The organism is Arthrobacter sp. TJ-265, from assembly GCF_058269135.1.
This window is the reverse complement of the sequence record NZ_JBZCND010000007.1, coordinates 58,250-73,359: the sequence shown is the minus strand read 5'-3', so window position 1 is coordinate 73,359 and position 15,110 is coordinate 58,250. Positions and strand designations below refer to the sequence as shown.

Sequence of the window (15,110 nt, the reverse complement as noted above, 5' to 3'; positions counted from 1 at the left end):
CCGCGGGGAGGTCGGCTGCTACGGGGAGGTCAGCGCCGTCTCCCGCGGGACCCGGTGGGACGCGCCGGCTTCCCCGGCTGCGCCTTCCCGCCCCCCTTCTGCTCCCTGGTGTTCCCGCCGGCCGCTGCCTTCTTCGCGGCGGCCTTCTGGGACGCGGTCTTCTTCGGGGCCTCACGCTGCGAGGGTTGCCGTGAACTCCGGGCCGTGCGTCCGCGCACGATGCCGATGAACTCCTCGACGTCGTCGGACTCGTCCTCCACACGCCAAGCGATCCCGATGGTCGTCACGGGAAGCCCCGGGACGGGGCGGTGGACGGCGTCCTTGCGGGCGTACAGGCGGGCGAGGGACATCGGCAGGACGACGACGCCGGCGCCGGTCGCGGCGACCTCCACGGCCGTCTTCGGCCCCCCGCACTCCTCGATGTCGAGCAGGGGCTCGCCCTCGAGTTCCCCGAGCGGCACGTCGTCGTAGAGGGACAGTTCGTTGTCGCGTGACATGACCGCGACGGGCTGTTCCTCGTAGAGGGGGATCAGGTGGATCCCGGTGCGCTCCACCGGCAGACGGACGAAGACGACGTCGTCGGATCCGTCCAGCAGCGCCGTCAGGGCGTCGTCGTGCTGGTGGAGTGCGAGGTTCACGTCGGGGTGCCGTTCACGCCAGCGGGCCACCCACTTCCCCGGCGTCACGCCCGGCACGAAGCCGACGGACAGGGTTCTGGGCGGGTCTGCGGGCATCTGATCACAGTAGCGCCTACCGGCGACGGCGAGGCGGACGGTTAAGCTGGGATCATGACTCCCGCGAAAACCCCCCAGACCCTGAAGCCCGCCACGGCGGCCAAGAAACTGGGAATCTACCTGCCCGCCGCCCCCCAGGACTTCCAGGAGACCGAGCTGACGCGCGCGGAGTTCAACGAACTGCAGCAGACCCCGCCGGAGTGGCTCGCAGAGCTGCGCCGCACCGGCCCGCACCCGCGTCCCGTCGTCGCGCAGAAGCTCGGCATCTCCAACGGCGGGCTGGCCCGGGGCGGCCTCACGGATCCCCTGACGAGCGAGCAGATCACCGCCCTGCTGCAGGACCCGCCCGCATGGCTGGTCGCGGAGCGGGCCACGCAGGCGGCCGTCCGCGCGGAGGCGGCACGGGTGAAGGAACGCGATGCCGCACGCAAGGCGTCCGACGCCTGAACACTGCACGGAACAGAGTCCCATCCGTCACACAGGACCCAGGTCGGGGCTGAGACGCGACGATTGACTTATTCGAACGCCTGTTCGAATATTGACGAGTGACGCCTCCAGCTGCCGGCTCTGCCCCCGACAGGGAGGAGCCCTCCCCCGACGCCGGGACGACGCGTCCGGGGGCGGCAGGCGGTCGGGGAATCCCGGACACCACCCTCGACCTCCAGGCCCGTATCAACAGCATGCAGGCCGGCACGCTGGACTCCCGACGCCTGCCCACGGTTCCGGCCCTGGCGCACATCCTGCCGGGCGGCGGCCTCCAGTCGGGGGGCTCCTACACCGTCCGGAACTCCACCACCCTGGCCATGGCCCTGCTCGCCGGCCCCTCCTCGACCGGCGCGTGGTGCAGCGTCATCGGGATGCCGGACTTCAGCGTGGAGGCGGCCCAGGGCTTCGGCATCAACCTCGACCGCCTCATCCTGGTCCCCGATCCCGGCTCCCAGTGGCTCACGGTCACCGCGGCCCTCGTGGACGTCGTCTCCATCATCCTGACCCGGGCCCCGGACCACCTGGCACCCACGGAATGGGCCCGGCTCAAGGCACGCCTCCGGCAGCGCGGAACGGCGCTCATCACCCTCGGCAACTGGAAGCAGAGCGACTCCACGCTCGGTGTGGCGGAGAGCGCCTGGGAGGGCCTCGGTTCGGGATCGGGCCACCTGAGGGCCCGGCGCCTGAAGATCACCGCGACCCAGCCCTCCGGACGGCTCCGCCACGCCTACGTGGGACTGGCGGACCTGCAGGACGCCTCTCCGGAGGCATCGGCGTCCACCGCCCTCGCACAGACCTCCTTCGGCCCGGCGTCCACCCTGTTCGAACCACGGCTGATGAAGTCCTCATGACGACTCCGCCGCCGGCAGCGTCCCCGCCGACCGAAGCAGCTGCGGGGACCGTGCCCGCCACCCGGACCATGATGCTCTGGTGCCCCGACTGGCCCATCACGGCGGCCCTGCGCGAGCACGCGTTGCCCGCCGACACGGCACTCGTCCTCGTGGACCGGGGGGAGGTCTTCGCGTGCTCCCCCGCAGCACGGCAGGACGGCGTGAGGAGGGGGTTGCGCATCCGGGAGGCCCAGGCCCGCAGCACCGGACTCGTGTCACTCCCGTACGACCCGTCGCTGGACGAGCGCACGTTCGAACCGGTCACCGCGGCCGTGGAGACGATCATGCCCGGCGTCCAGGTCATCCGCCCCGGGCTGTGCGCCATCAGGATCAAGGGCCCCGCGCGCTACTACGGCGGCGAGCGCGGAGCCGCGGGCGTGGTCTTCCGGACCCTCGCGGCCATCGGCCTCACCGACCTGCGGATCGGCATCGCGGACGGCCCGTTCGCAGCCGAGCAGGCCGCCAGGGCCACCGACGAGCTGGAGGACGACGTCGAGCAGCTGGTCGTCATCCCGGAGGGCGGCTCGCCCTGGTTCCTCGGCAGCTACCCCCTGGAAGTCCTCGAACAGCCGAAGCTCACCGTGCTGCTCAAGCGTCTCGGCATCCGCTCCCTCGCCGACTTCGCGGCCCTCGATGCCTCCGACGTCCGCAACCGCTTCGGCGTCGAGGGCGCCCTCGCACACCGCCGGGCGAGCGGACTCGACCACCGGGACGTCGTCGCCCGGAGACCTCCGCCGCACCTCGACGCCACCGCAGATTTCGAGCCGTCCCTCGCGCGCATCGACCAGCTGGCCTTCGCGTTCCGCACCCGGGCCGGCGAGTTCGTCGACCAACTGCGGGAGGCCGGACTGGTGTGCACGGCGCTGCAGGTCCGTCTGCACACGGAGTCGGGAGAGGTGTCCGAGCGCCAGTGGCGGCATCCGCGCTGGTTCGACGCCGACGACGTCGTGGACCGCGTGCGCTGGCAGCTCCAGGGGACCAACGCCTCGGACCACGGCCTGACCTCCGGCATCACGCGGGTCCACCTCGTGCCCGAGATCGTCGAGGACCTCGCCGACCATGCGGACGGACTGTGGGGCACGGGACCGGACGAGGGGATCCACCACGGACTGGCCCGCGTGCAGAGCATGCTGGGCCACGGCGCCGTGCTGACCGGGATCATCGCCGGGGGCCGGCTCCTCGCGGACCGCCGGGTCCTCATCCCGTGGGGGGACACGCCGGCGCAGTCCCCGACAGCACGGGTCAGGGACCGCACGCAGCCCTGGCCCGGACGCCTGCCCGGCCCAGCACCGGCCACGGTGTTCGCCGCCCCCCTGCCCGCCGTCGTCGTCGATGCCCGGGGCAACCCGGTCGACGTCGATCCCCGGGGCCTCCTGACCGCCGATCCCTCCTTCTTCAGCGCCGGCCCCCACGACGACCGGCGGCCCGTGCACTCCTGGGCCGGCCCGTGGCCGATCAACGAACGCTGGTGGGACCCGGAGGGGCGCGTGCTCAGCCGCTTCCAGCTGGTGGACCACTCGGGATCGGCCTGGCTGCTGCTGCTCGAGGATCACGCGTGGTGGGTCGAGGCGAGCTACGACTGATGGGCTGGAACAATCCCCCCATCCCGTGGTCGGACTTCGAACGGAATCTCTCGGGCACCCGGCCCGGCGCGCCGCCCGTCGGCGCCGACGGCGGCGACAGCCCCGCCTGGTCCCGCAAGCGGCAGCCCTACACCGTCCCGGCCGAGGTCCCTGTCCCCGAAGGACCCGTGGTGCCGTATGCGGAGCTGCATGCCCACTCCAATTTCAGTTTCCTCGACGGCGCCTCCAGCCCCGAGCACCTCGCCGAGGAAGCCCAGCGGCTCGGGCTCACCGGCATGGCCCTCACCGACCATGACGGGCTGTACGGTGCGGTGCGCTTCGCGGAGGCCGCCGAGAAGTACCCGGGGATCTCGACCATGTACGGCACCGAACTCTCGCTCGGCCTGTCCAGGCCGCAGAACGGGGAGGCCGATCCGGAAGGGCAGCACCTGCTGGTCCTCGCCCGTGGATCGGCCGGCTACCACCGCCTGGCCACGGCCATCACCGAGGCCCAACTCGCCGCGGACGCCGAGAAGGGGAAGCCCCGCTACGACCTCGAACGCCTGGCGGGGCATGCCGCCGGTCAATGGATGATCCTCACGGGGTGCCGGAAGGGTTCGGTCCGCTCCGCGCTCGTCGCCACGGGCCAATCCGCGGCCGAGGCCGAACTCCGGAGGCTCGTCGACCTGTTCGGCCGGGAGTCGGTCGTCGTCGAACTCATCGACCAGGGCAACCCCCTGGACACGGCCCACAACGACGCCCTGAGCGCCGTCGCGGCCCGCGTGGGGCTGCCCACCGTGGCCACCAACAACGTGCACTACGCGACACCGAAGCAGCACCGGCTCGCCTCCGCCCTGGCCGCGGTCAGGGCCCGCCGGAGCCTGGACCAGATGGACGGCTGGCTTCCCGCGGCCGGCGCCGCCCACCTGCGCAGCGGTGCGGAGATGGCGCGGCGGTTCCTGGACTATCCCGGGGCGGTGGAGCGCACGGTGGATATCGCCGCGGATCTCTCCTTCACCCTGCGCAGCGTCAGGCCCGGGCTGCCAGCCATCGACCTGCCCGAGGGCCACACCCAGATGAGCTATCTCCGCGAGCTCGTCCGGCAGGGGGCGGACAAGCTCTACAGGGGCCGGACCGACGTCCACGACCGCATCGAACGCGAACTGGACGTCATCGAGAGCAAGAACTTCCCGGGCTACTTCCTGATCGTCCATGACCTCGTGCACTATGCGCGCCGGAACGGCATCCTGTGCCAGGGGCGGGGATCGGCCGCCAATTCGGCGGTGTGCTACCTGCTGGAGATCACCGCCGTCGATTCCATCAAGTACCGGCTTCCCTTCGAGCGCTTCCTCTCGAGCATGCGCGACGAGGAGCCCGACATCGACGTGGATTTCGATTCGGACCGCCGTGAGGAGGTCATCCAGTACGTCTACCGGAAGTACGGTCGCTTCAACGCTGCCCAGGTGGCCAATGTCATCACCTACCGTCCCAAGTTCGCCGTCCGGGACATGGCGAAGGCCCTCGGCCACAGTCCCGGCCAGCAGGACGCCTGGTCCCGACAGATCGAGCGGTGGGGCGGGCTCGTCTCCAGCAGTGACCACGACATCCCCGAGTCCGTGGTCGGCCTGGCGCAGGAGGTCCTGACGTTCCCCCGCCATATGGGGATCCACTCCGGCGGGATGGTGCTCACCGATCGCCCCGTGGGAGAAGTATGCCCGATCGAGCATGGAAGGATGGAGGGGCGGACGGTCCTGCAGTGGGACAAGGACGACTGCGCCTGGATGGGGCTGGTGAAGTTCGACCTGCTGGGCCTCGGCATCCTCGCAGCCATCCAGTACAACTTCGACCTCGTGGAACGGCATCTCGGGGAGAAGTGGGAACTGCACACCATCCCCAAGGAGGAGCAGGGCGTCTACGACATGCTGTGCTTCGCCGACTCGGTGGGTGTCTTCCAGGTGGAGAGCCGCGCCCAGATGGGCATGCTCCCCCGGCTGCAGCCCCGGCAGTTCTACGACCTCGTCATCGAGGTGGCCCTCGTACGGCCCGGACCGATCCAGGGCGGGGCCGTGCACCCCTACATCAAACGGAAGATGGGCGAGGAGGAAGTCCGGTACATCCACCCCGACCTCGAACCAGTCCTCGAGCGGACCCTCGGCGTCCCGCTCTTCCAGGAACAGCTCATGCAGATGGCGATGGTGGTGGGCGGGTGCTCGGGAGCGGACGCCGATCTCCTGCGCCGCGCCATGGGGTCCAAGCGGGGCGAGGAGCGGATCGACTCCCTCAAGGCCACGCTGTACGAGGGCATGGCCGCCAACGGGATCACCGGTGACGTCGCGGACACCATCTACGACAAGATCCACGCCTTCGCGAACTTCGGGTTCGCGGAGAGCCACTCGATCAGCTTCGCCCTGCTGGTCTACGTCAGCGCCTGGTTGCGCCTGCACTATCCCGGGGCGTTCCTCGCCGCGCTCCTGCGGGCACAGCCCATGGGGTTCTACTCACCGCAGACGCTGGTGGCCGACGCCCGGCGGCACGGAGCCGTGGTCCTGCGGCCCGACATCCTGCACTCCGGGGTGCACGCCGACCTCGAGCCGCTCGAGGGCTACGAGCCTGCCGACGATCCGGCGGAACGCACCACCGGCAGGGACTGCTGCACGGAGGACGAGCAGCCGCCGGTCGGTTACTTCGACCAGGGCACGCCGTTCGACTCCACACCCCACCGCCGCGACGGCAACTATGCCGTGCGGCTCGGGCTGGCCAGTGTCGAGTCCGTCGGGGTGGGACTCGCCGAGAGGATCGTCGCCGACCGGGATCGCAACGGGCCCTACGAGGACATGCCGGACCTCGCGCGCCGCACGGGGGCCAACGCGGGCCAGCTCGAGGCCCTCGCCGCCTCCGGCGCGTTCGACTCGATGGGTCTGAGCCGCCGCGAGGCACTCTGGAACGCCGGGCCGGCGTCCACCGAGCGCGAGGGCCAGATCAGGGGCACGGCCGTCTATATCCAGCCTCCCCTGATGCCCGAACTCTCGGACATCGACAAGGTGGGCTCCGACCTGTGGTCCACGGGCATCACCCCCGATGATCACCCCGTGCGCCACGCCCGGGCGAGGCTGAAGCGCCGCGGAGCCCTGACCGCGCAGGAGCTCAGGACGTCCGAGTCCGGCCGGCGGATCGAGGTGGCGGGAGTCGTGACACACCGGCAACGGCCGGCGACGGCGAGCGGGATCACCTTCATGAACCTGGAGGACGAGACAGGACTGGTGAACGTCATCTGCTCGGTGGGGGTGTGGCAGCGCTACCGCCGGGTCGCCCGGGAGGCCAGCAGCGTGATCGTCAGGGGCGTCCTCGAGCGGTCTGCGGAGGGGATCGTCAATGTCGTGGCGGACCGCATCGAGGTCCTGCAGCTCAGGGCGACCACGAAGTCCCGCGACTTCCGCTGACGGGTCGGGGAACGACGAAGGGCCCCCGCTGAGCGGAGGCCCTTCATGTCCTGCAGTCGTCCTTGTGCGCGAGGGGGGATTTGAACCCCCACACCCTTTCGGATACTGGCACCTGAAGCCAGCGCGTCTGCCGTTCCGCCACTCGCGCAATTTCGAGATTCCAACATCTGCACCCGGCAGGTGTTGTGAACAGCAGAGACAAGCATAACGGAGCCCGGCGGCAATTACCTAAACCGCCCCCGGTCGGGCCCGGCGGAGGGCCGATACGGGCCGCGACTGCGGATGATCGTTAGGACAAAGTAATCCTCGGCGCGACGGCTTGGAGCCCATTACCAGAGGCTCCCAGTAGTATCGGAGGGAACCTGCCCGGCTGGACCTTGCCATGACCAGAACCGGGCCATGCCCCTCAGCACCCTGCTGACCGGGCCCTGAACACCTGTGCGACAGGGGAGGAGGCGGACGATGGGCATTCTCGACAACGTGGAGCGGGGACTCGAAAAGCTGGTCCGTGGAGCCTTCACCACGGGGGCACGCTCCCAGGTGCAGCCCCTCGAGATCGCCAGCGCCCTCCGCAAGGAACTGGACAACCGTTCCCTCGTCCTGGCGCAGGGCCGCACCCTCGCCCCCAACGTGTTCACCGCCCGGCTGTCCGACTCCGATTTCGACCTCGCGCAGCAGTGGGGCTCGGCCCTCGCCGAAGAACTCTGCGACGTCGTCATCGCCCATGTGAACAGTCAGCAGTACAGCCTCCAGGGGCCCGTCCGCGTCTCCTTCGAACACGATCCGGAACTCAGGGCCGGGGTCTTCGAGATCGATTCCTCCATCGAGAAGCAGAGCGCCGCGCGGCGCTCCCCGGGCCCGCTGGCTCCCACGGCTCCCCGCCGCCAGCCCACACGCTTCCAGCCGATCCTCGAGATGGACGGACAGCGCTATTCGATCAATTCCGGTTCCATCGTCCTCGGTCGTTCCTCGGAGGCGGATATCCTCGTCGACGACACCGGGGTCTCCCGGCGCCATCTGGAGATCCGGGCGCAGGGCGGCCGGATCTACGCCGTCGATCTGGGATCCACCAACGGCAGCTACGTCAACGGGCAGCGGGTGGTCGGCCAGGCGGAACTCACCGACGGTTCCACGATCACCATGGGACGCTCACGCATGACGTTCCACCTCGTCCCGACCCAGGACGGGACCAGCCACCGATGAGCGAGGCCGGAGAACTCACCGTCACCCTGTTCCGCTTCGGGTTCCTGATCCTGTTGTGGGTCCTCGTCCTCAGCACGGTCGGTGCCCTGCGCCGCGACCTCGCGGTGGGACGTCGCAACAGGGTGGGCGCACCCAGCGCGCGCGAGATCCGCAGGAATCCCGAGCTCATGGAGGAGCCACCCCCCGCACGCGCAGCCGCCCGCCGGCTGGTCGTCACGGAGGGCCCTCTCACCGGCACCAGCCTCGACCTCGCAGCGAGCCCCATCCTCCTGGGCCGCGCCCAGGAGGCCACGCTGGTGCTCGAGGACGACTACGCCTCGGGCCGTCACGCCCGCCTCTTCCCGCAGGGCAGCCGTTGGTTCATCGAGGACCTCGGGTCCACCAACGGCACCTACCTGGCGGGAACCCAGCTGACGCGCGCGCTGCCCGTCGAACCGAATGTCCCCATCAGGATCGGTAAGACGGTCATCGAATTGAGGCCATAGGCGTGCGGCTCGCCCTGAGGTTCGCTGCCCGCTCCGACGTGGGCATGGTGCGGGCGAAGAACGACGACTCCGCGTACGTGGGCCGCTATCTCGCTGTCGTCGCCGACGGCATGGGCGGTCACGCCGGTGGCAACGTCGCCTCGGCCTCCACCGTCCTGGACCTGGTCCACCTCGATCACGGCGCGCACGACGGCGACGCCGGGACCCACCTCGCCGACGAGATCCAGACCGCGAACTCGCTCCTGTCCGAACTCGTCGCCACCAATCCCCAGCTCGCCGGCATGGGGACGACGGTCACGGCGCTCCTGCTCGAGGGCAGCACGCTGCACCTCGCCCATATCGGCGACTCACGCGCCTACCGCCTCAAGGACGGCGTCTTCGAGCAGATCACCACGGATCACACGTTCGTCCAGCGCCTCATCGAGGAAGGACGGCTCAGGCCCGAGGAAGCGGAGACCCACCCCCACAAGAACGTCCTCATGAGGGTCCTCGGTGACGTCGACGCGAGCCCGGAACTGGACCTCGCCCAGTTCGACGTCGAACCCGGCGAACGCTGGCTGCTCTGCTCGGACGGCCTGAACGCGGTCCTGCAGGACCGCGCGGTCGAGCGGGTGATGCGCGAGTCGAGGGGCGTCCGCGAATGCGTCGACACCCTCGTCGACCTGACCCTCGCGGGCGGCTCCCCGGACAACATCACCATCGCCGTCGTCGAGGTCATCGAAGCGGACGACGACGACGCATCTCCACCGGCCTTCATCCCCCCTGCCCGGCAGGCGGCCGGTGAACGCGACACGCCGGGCGAGCCCGATGCGGCCTCCCACGAGATCGACCGGAACGGCGACCTGCCCGGTGCGGCGATCCGCGCCGATGTCATCCGCCAGGACCTGCTCACGAGACCGCATGTGCTCGTGGGCTCCGCGGCCCTCGCGACCGAGACGGGCCAGATCCCGATCGTGACCCAGCGGTCCACCGAACGGCGCGCCGCGATGATGCTGACGCACAAGGCGGAGCCGGAGATCGCGGAGGACACGGAGGACGAGGCCTCGCCGAGGAAGAAGCGCTGGTTCCTCCCCGCCATCCTCGCCCTCATGGCCCTCATCCTCATCGCCGTCGTCGGTCTGGGCTACACGTGGACCCAGACGCGCTACTACGTGGCGGACTCCGAGAACCGCGTCGCGATCTACACCGGGGTTCCCCAGCGGATCGGGCCGATCAGCCTCAGCGAGCTGTACGAGATGACCGACATCCCCGTCTCCAACCTGCCCGAGTACCAGCGGTCCCAGCTCTCGAACACGCTTCCGGCGGCGAGCCTGGAGGAAGCAGAACGGATCGTCAAGGACCTGCGCAGTGAACTGCGGGCCGTCAGCTGCGACCCGGCGCCGTCCTCGACGGCGTCCGCATCACCGGGCCCGACCACCGGCACCGGCGGACCCGCGCCCTCGGGGACGGCCTCTCCCCGCCCGTCCGGGTCCCCGTCGCCCCCGACCGCCGCTCCCTCTTCATCCGCGTCCGCGTCCGCGTCGTCCTCGCCGGGTCCTGCCGCTGCGTCCGCATCACCGCAGGCGACGGCGTCCTCCCCCGCCGTGTCATCCCCAGCCGTCGAATGTGAAGGTGCAGCAGATGAGTGATGTCCTGACCGCGCCCCGGTCGCGGCGCAACGTCGAGCTGCTCCTGCTCCTCCTCGCGCTGGCCGTCGCCATCACCGCCAGCTACCTGGCGGGCGTCGATCGCGAGGAGGCGTTCAGTGAGTTCTTCTGGACCCAGGGACTGACGCTCACCTTCATGAGCCTCTTCCTGCATATCGTCCTGCGCCTCCGGGCAAAGTATGCCGATCCGCTTATTCTTCCGATCGTGGTGGCACTCAACGGGATCGGCCTGGCCATGATCCACCGGCTGGACCTCTCAGCGATGCAGTCCAATCCGGACATCGATCCCGTCGCGTCGCAGCAGGTGATGTGGACGGCGGTCGCGATGGGTGCCGCCGCCGCCCTCCTGATCCTGCTGAGGGACCACCGGCTGCTGCGCCGGTTCACGTACATCTCGCTGATCGTCAGCGCCGTCCTTCTCCTGCTGCCACTCGCGCCGGCGCCGATCGGCCTGGAGATCAACGGGGCGAGGATCTGGATCTCCGTAGGATTCGGGACCTTCCAGCCGGGTGAGATCGCGAAGATCACCCTCGCCATATTCTTCGCCGGGTATCTCTCGACGAACCGCGACCTCATCCTGCTGGCGGGCAAGAAGATCGGTCCGCTCCAGCTCCCCCGCTTCAGGGACCTCGCGCCCATGGCGGCCGCCTGGCTCGTGAGCATCGGTGTCCTGATCTTCCAGCGGGACCTCGGGTCCTCGATCCTCTTCTTCGGCCTGTTCATGGTCATGATCTACGTCGCGACGAGCCGTGTCAGCTGGGTGCTCATCGGGCTCGCCATGATCGGCGTGGGCGTCTTCGTGGCCCTGGAACTGTTCAGCCACGTCGCGCTGCGGTTCGATTCGTGGATCAACGCCTTCGCCCCGGAGGTCTACGACCGCGCGCCGGGCGGCAGCCACCAGGTGGTGCAGGGCCTGTTCGGTCTGGCCAACGGCGGACTGGCCGGCACCGGATTCGGGGCCGGGCGTCCCGATCTCGTCACGTACGCCAACAGCGACATGATCATCGCGGCGCTGGGAGAGGAGCTCGGGCTCATCGGCGTCGTCGCCATCGTGATGCTCTACGTGCTCCTGGTCTCCCGGGGGATCCGGGCGGCCCTCGGCACGAAGGACGGGTTCGGCAAGCTCCTCGCCTGCGGCCTCTCCTTCACGATCGCCCTCCAGTGCTTCGTGGTGATCGGCGGCATCACGCGCCTGATCCCCCTCACCGGACTCACCACGCCGTTCATGTCCGCCGGTGGCTCGTCCCTGCTGGCAAACTGGCTCATCGTGGCCCTGATCCTGCTCATCTCCGAGACCGCGCGCCGTCCTGTGCCGACGGCACCCATGAAGGACTCCTTCCCCGAAGCGCTCGGGGTCAGCGGCAAACCCGTGAAGAAGCGGACCGCGAAGGTGGCCACCCGATGAATCAGGCCATCCGCAGGGCATGGGTCGTGGCGATCAGCATGTTCGCCCTCGTCCTCGGCTCCCTCACCTACGTGCAGTTCTTCCAGGCGCAGGAGCTCAAGAACAACCCGTGGAACAGCCGCCAGCTGTACCAGGACTTCGGCCGGCAGCGTGGGGCGATCCTGGTCGACGGCCGTGCCATCGCCGAGTCCGTGCCCTCGAACGACCAGTTCAACTACCAGCGCGTGTACAACGAACCGGAGCTGTATGCGCACCTCACCGGGTACTACTCCTTGTCCCTCGGGTCGTCGCAGCTCGAGAAGACGGAGTCGGACATCCTCGCGGGCACCAGCAGTTCCCTGTTCTACGACCGCGTGGTCACCCTCTTCTCCGGCGTCGATCCGCAGGGCGCATCCGTGGAGCTCACGATCGACCCGCAGATCCAGCAGCTCGCCTCCGACCTCATCCCCGACGGTCAGCGCGGCTCGATCGTCGTGATGGAGCCCTCCACCGGCAACATCCTCGCGATGGTCTCGAAACCCTCCTACGATCCCAATCTCCTGTCGGGCCATGACACGGCGATCATCGAGCAGAACGCGGCGATGCTCTCCGAGCAGCCGGGACTCTCGATCTACTCGAACCCGGCCACGGAGTCCCTCGTCTCGCCGGGATCCGTCTTCAAACTCATCGACGCCGCCGCCGCCCTCGAGTCCGGGGAGTACGACGCCGAATCGCAGATCCCGAACCCTCCGGCACTGGAATTCCCCGGGATCGAGTACACCCTGCCGAACTTCGTCTCGGGCGGCTGCGCGAGCAGGACGACGGCGGACCTGGAGTTCGCGCTGGAACAGTCGTGCAACACGCCCTTCGCGCAGATCGCACTGGACCTCGGCGAGGAGGCCATCCAGGAGCAGGCCGCGAAATTCGGCTTCGGCGAGACGATGGACATCCCCACCGACGTCGTCGCGAGCATCTTCCCGTCGGACCTGACGGACCCCGAGTTGGCGCAGTCCGCCATCGGGCAGTTCGACACGCGGGTGACACCCCTCCAGATGGCGATGGTGTCCGCGGCTATCGCGAACGACGGCCAGCAGATGAAGCCACAGCTCGTGAAGTCGGTGCGGGCCGCGGATCTGGAGCTGATCGACTCGCCCCAGCCGGAGTCGTTGCGCCAGTCGGTCAGCGGGGACACCGCGGACCAGCTCACGGAGTGGATGGTCAACGTGGTGGACAACGGCACGGCGACAGGCGCACAGGTTCCGGGTGTCCGGGTGGCCGGCAAGACGGGGACCGCGGAGGTCTCCGCGACCGGTGACAACGCATGGTTCACGGGCTTCGCTCCCGCGGACGATCCCCAGGTGGCCCTTTCGATCGTGATGGAGAACGTGGACATCCCCACTGGTCAGCAATTGACCTCACCCAGTGCCAAGAGACTCATAGAGGCGGTGTTGAACAGATGAGGCCCACATCAGGCATCACCCTGGGCGGCAGGTTCGAACTGACCGAGCGGATCGCCATCGGCGGGATGGGCGAGGTGTGGAAGGCCCGGGACCAGATCCTCGGCCGCGTCGTTGCGATCAAGATCCTCAAGGAGGAGTACTCCGGCGATCCCGCGTTCCTCAACCGCTTCCGGGCCGAGGCCCGCCACACGGCGTTGCTGAACCACGAGGGCATCGCGAACGTCTTCGACTACGGCGAGGAAGGCGGATCCGCGTACCTCGTGATGGAGCTCGTTCCCGGGCAGCCGCTCTCGGCCGTCATCGAGAAGGAACAGGTGCTCTCCCCGGACCGCACGCTCTCGATCGTCGGACAGACCGCCACGGCTCTCGCCGTCGCGCACCGGCAGGGCCTGGTGCACCGTGATGTGAAGCCGGGCAACATCCTCGTGATGCCGGACAGCCGCGTCAAGATCACCGACTTCGGTATCGCCCGGCTGGCTGATCAGGTACCGCTGACCGCGACGGGGCAGGTCATGGGGACGGCGCAGTACCTGGCGCCCGAGCAGGCGACCGGCCAGCCGGCAACGGGCTCCTCCGACATCTACGCACTCGGCGTGATCGGGTACGAACTGCTGGCCGGACGACGCCCGTTCTCCGGCGAGTCGCAGATCGCGATCGCCCTCGCGCAGGTCAACGACGCCCCGCCGCCGCTCCCGCAATCCATCCCGCGTCCCGTCCGGGCGCTCATCGGGTCCATGCTGGCCAAGGACCCTGCCGATCGACCCCGCGACGCCGAATCCCTCGCGCGTGCCGTCGATGCCATCCGCACCGGTGACATCCGTGCGGCGGAGGCGGCCGTCCCGGGGCTGCTGTCCTTCGCGGCGGACTACGACAGCGCGACCGCGGCGATTCCCCGCCAGGACACGCAGGCGACCACGGCGGTACCGGCACCGACGACGTCGGCACTGCCCACGGTCGCCGCACCTGCCGCAGCCGGCGCGGCGGCCGGCCTCGCTGCCTCGCGCGGCTGGTCGGAGGACGATCTCGACGCGACGCCCGCACCGCCGGACCGCGACGAGGACGAGAACCGCCGGAGCCCGTGGCTGATCCCGCTGATCGTGCTTCTCCTGCTGGCCCTCGGCGCCATCGCCTTCCTGGTCCTGCAGCCCCTGCTGGCAGGGGGCGAGGATCCCGCGCCGGTGGAGACGAGCACCTCCGCGGCGCCGGCGACGTCCCGCACGCCCTCGTCAACACCGTCGCCCACCTCGGCGTCACCGTCCCCGTCTCCGAGCACCACGGAGGCCGACCAGGTGGTCATCACCCCGAGCCAGTACCTGGGCCGGCCCGAGGCAGAGGTCTCGGCGGAACTCGGAGGCCTCGGGTTCCGCGTGGAAGCGCAGCGGGAGTCGTCCGCCGAGTACGCCGAGGGGTTGGTGATCGGCGTCGCCCCCGTCGGAGCACTGAGCCCGGGGGAGACCGTCACCCTCACCGTGTCGACCGGACCGGAGCAGGCCACGGTCCCGGCGGGCCTTCAGGGACGGACCGTGGCGGAGGTCGAGGCCGCCCTCGTGGAACTCGGACTGCGGCCCGTGAATGCGGGCAGTGAGGAATCGACGCAGCCCGAGGGAACGGTCCTGCGGACGAACCCGGGGCCCGGCGCCGAGGTGCCGGTCGACAGCGAGGTGAGCTACGTCGTCTCGTCCGGCCCTCCACCGACCCAGGCGCCTGCGCCGACCCCGCCACCGGCGGCTCCGACGACGCCGTCGGCGACGGCCGCGGCCCAGCAGCCGGTGACCCCGTCGCCCACACCGACACCGACAGCCAGTTCCGGTCCGTGACCT

11 protein-coding genes and 1 tRNA gene are annotated in these 15,110 nt (G+C 69.6%); 10 read left to right on the top strand and 2 right to left on the bottom strand.

Going from position 1 to position 15,110, the window contains the following annotated elements:
* Nucleotides 1-29: 29 nt before the first annotated feature.
* Nucleotides 30-734 carry a LysR family transcriptional regulator substrate-binding protein gene (locus tag AC4D2E_RS16960; protein WP_490953347.1) on the bottom strand — a complete coding sequence of 235 codons (705 nt, stop codon included), beginning with the start codon at nt 732-734 and terminating at the stop codon, nt 30-32.
* Between the two features lie 54 nt (nt 735-788).
* Between AC4D2E_RS16960 and AC4D2E_RS16955 the strand changes: the two genes are divergently transcribed.
* The 4 genes from AC4D2E_RS16955 to AC4D2E_RS16940 all read left to right on the top strand — a co-directional run bounded on the left by AC4D2E_RS16955 (nt 789) and on the right by AC4D2E_RS16940 (nt 7,112).
* Entirely contained in the window at nt 789-1,181 is a 393-nt protein-coding gene (locus AC4D2E_RS16955) for a DUF5997 family protein (RefSeq protein WP_104167530.1), read from the top strand.
* A gap of 98 nt (nt 1,182-1,279) precedes the next feature.
* Nucleotides 1,280-2,071, top strand: a complete 792-nt coding sequence (imuA', locus tag AC4D2E_RS16950; protein WP_490911574.1) for a DnaE2-dependent mutagenesis accessory factor ImuA' — start codon at nt 1,280-1,282, stop codon at nt 2,069-2,071.
* Entirely contained in the window at nt 2,068-3,693 is a 1,626-nt protein-coding gene (locus AC4D2E_RS16945; protein WP_490953346.1) for a DNA polymerase Y family protein, read from the top strand. Before imuA' ends, AC4D2E_RS16945 begins: the two co-directional genes overlap by 4 nt.
* Nucleotides 3,693-7,112, top strand: coding sequence for an error-prone DNA polymerase (locus AC4D2E_RS16940; RefSeq protein WP_490953379.1), 3,420 nt, complete (start codon nt 3,693-3,695; stop codon nt 7,110-7,112). Before AC4D2E_RS16945 ends, AC4D2E_RS16940 begins: the two co-directional genes overlap by 1 nt.
* Before the next feature lie 65 nt (nt 7,113-7,177).
* On the opposite strand, the gene AC4D2E_RS16935 is transcribed toward AC4D2E_RS16940, so the two are convergent.
* Nucleotides 7,178-7,260: transfer RNA gene (locus tag AC4D2E_RS16935), tRNA-Leu, on the bottom strand.
* A 314-nt stretch (nt 7,261-7,574) separates the two neighbouring features.
* Between AC4D2E_RS16935 and AC4D2E_RS16930 the strand changes: the two genes are divergently transcribed.
* Genes AC4D2E_RS16930 through AC4D2E_RS16905 form a run of 6 tightly spaced genes read left to right on the top strand, consistent with a single transcriptional unit; the run spans nt 7,575 to nt 15,107 of the window.
* A complete protein-coding gene (locus AC4D2E_RS16930) occupies nt 7,575-8,315 on the top strand; it encodes an FHA domain-containing protein (RefSeq protein ID WP_104167533.1) in 741 nt (246 codons plus the stop codon).
* Nucleotides 8,312-8,800, top strand: a complete 489-nt coding sequence (locus AC4D2E_RS16925) for an FHA domain-containing protein FhaB/FipA (protein WP_104167534.1) — start codon at nt 8,312-8,314, stop codon at nt 8,798-8,800. Before AC4D2E_RS16930 ends, AC4D2E_RS16925 begins: the two co-directional genes overlap by 4 nt.
* Before the next feature lie 44 nt (nt 8,801-8,844).
* On the top strand, nt 8,845-10,428 hold the full coding sequence (locus AC4D2E_RS16920; RefSeq protein WP_490953378.1) for a PP2C family protein-serine/threonine phosphatase: 1,584 nt from the start codon (nt 8,845-8,847) through the stop codon (nt 10,426-10,428).
* Nucleotides 10,421-11,851 carry an FtsW/RodA/SpoVE family cell cycle protein gene (locus tag AC4D2E_RS16915; protein WP_104168187.1) on the top strand — a complete coding sequence of 477 codons (1,431 nt, stop codon included), beginning with the start codon at nt 10,421-10,423 and terminating at the stop codon, nt 11,849-11,851. Before AC4D2E_RS16920 ends, AC4D2E_RS16915 begins: the two co-directional genes overlap by 8 nt.
* The gene (locus tag AC4D2E_RS16910) at nt 11,848-13,290 is read left to right on the top strand and encodes a peptidoglycan D,D-transpeptidase FtsI family protein (RefSeq protein ID WP_490911577.1); all 1,443 of its coding nucleotides are present in this window, start codon (nt 11,848-11,850) and stop codon (nt 13,288-13,290) included. The genes AC4D2E_RS16915 and AC4D2E_RS16910 overlap by 4 nt, the downstream gene beginning before the upstream one ends.
* On the top strand, nt 13,287-15,107 hold the full coding sequence (locus AC4D2E_RS16905; RefSeq protein ID WP_490953345.1) for a protein kinase domain-containing protein: 1,821 nt from the start codon (nt 13,287-13,289) through the stop codon (nt 15,105-15,107). The genes AC4D2E_RS16910 and AC4D2E_RS16905 overlap by 4 nt, the downstream gene beginning before the upstream one ends.
* Nucleotides 15,108-15,110: the final 3 nt, after the last annotated feature.

Coding starts and splice junctions, on each gene's coding strand:
- AC4D2E_RS16960 (WP_490953347.1), bottom strand. CDS start 734: ATGCCCGCAGACCCGCCCAGAACCCTGTCCGTCGGCTTCGTGCCGGGC.
- AC4D2E_RS16955 (WP_104167530.1), top strand. CDS start 789: ATGACTCCCGCGAAAACCCCCCAGACCCTGAAGCCCGCCACGGCGGCC.
- AC4D2E_RS16945 (WP_490953346.1), top strand. CDS start 2,068: ATGACGACTCCGCCGCCGGCAGCGTCCCCGCCGACCGAAGCAGCTGCG.
- AC4D2E_RS16940 (WP_490953379.1), top strand. CDS start 3,693: ATGGGCTGGAACAATCCCCCCATCCCGTGGTCGGACTTCGAACGGAAT.
- AC4D2E_RS16930 (WP_104167533.1), top strand. CDS start 7,575: ATGGGCATTCTCGACAACGTGGAGCGGGGACTCGAAAAGCTGGTCCGT.
- AC4D2E_RS16925 (WP_104167534.1), top strand. CDS start 8,312: ATGAGCGAGGCCGGAGAACTCACCGTCACCCTGTTCCGCTTCGGGTTC.
- AC4D2E_RS16920 (WP_490953378.1), top strand. CDS start 8,845: ATGGTGCGGGCGAAGAACGACGACTCCGCGTACGTGGGCCGCTATCTC.
- AC4D2E_RS16915 (WP_104168187.1), top strand. CDS start 10,421: ATGAGTGATGTCCTGACCGCGCCCCGGTCGCGGCGCAACGTCGAGCTG.
- AC4D2E_RS16910 (WP_490911577.1), top strand. CDS start 11,848: ATGAATCAGGCCATCCGCAGGGCATGGGTCGTGGCGATCAGCATGTTC.
- AC4D2E_RS16905 (WP_490953345.1), top strand. CDS start 13,287: ATGAGGCCCACATCAGGCATCACCCTGGGCGGCAGGTTCGAACTGACC.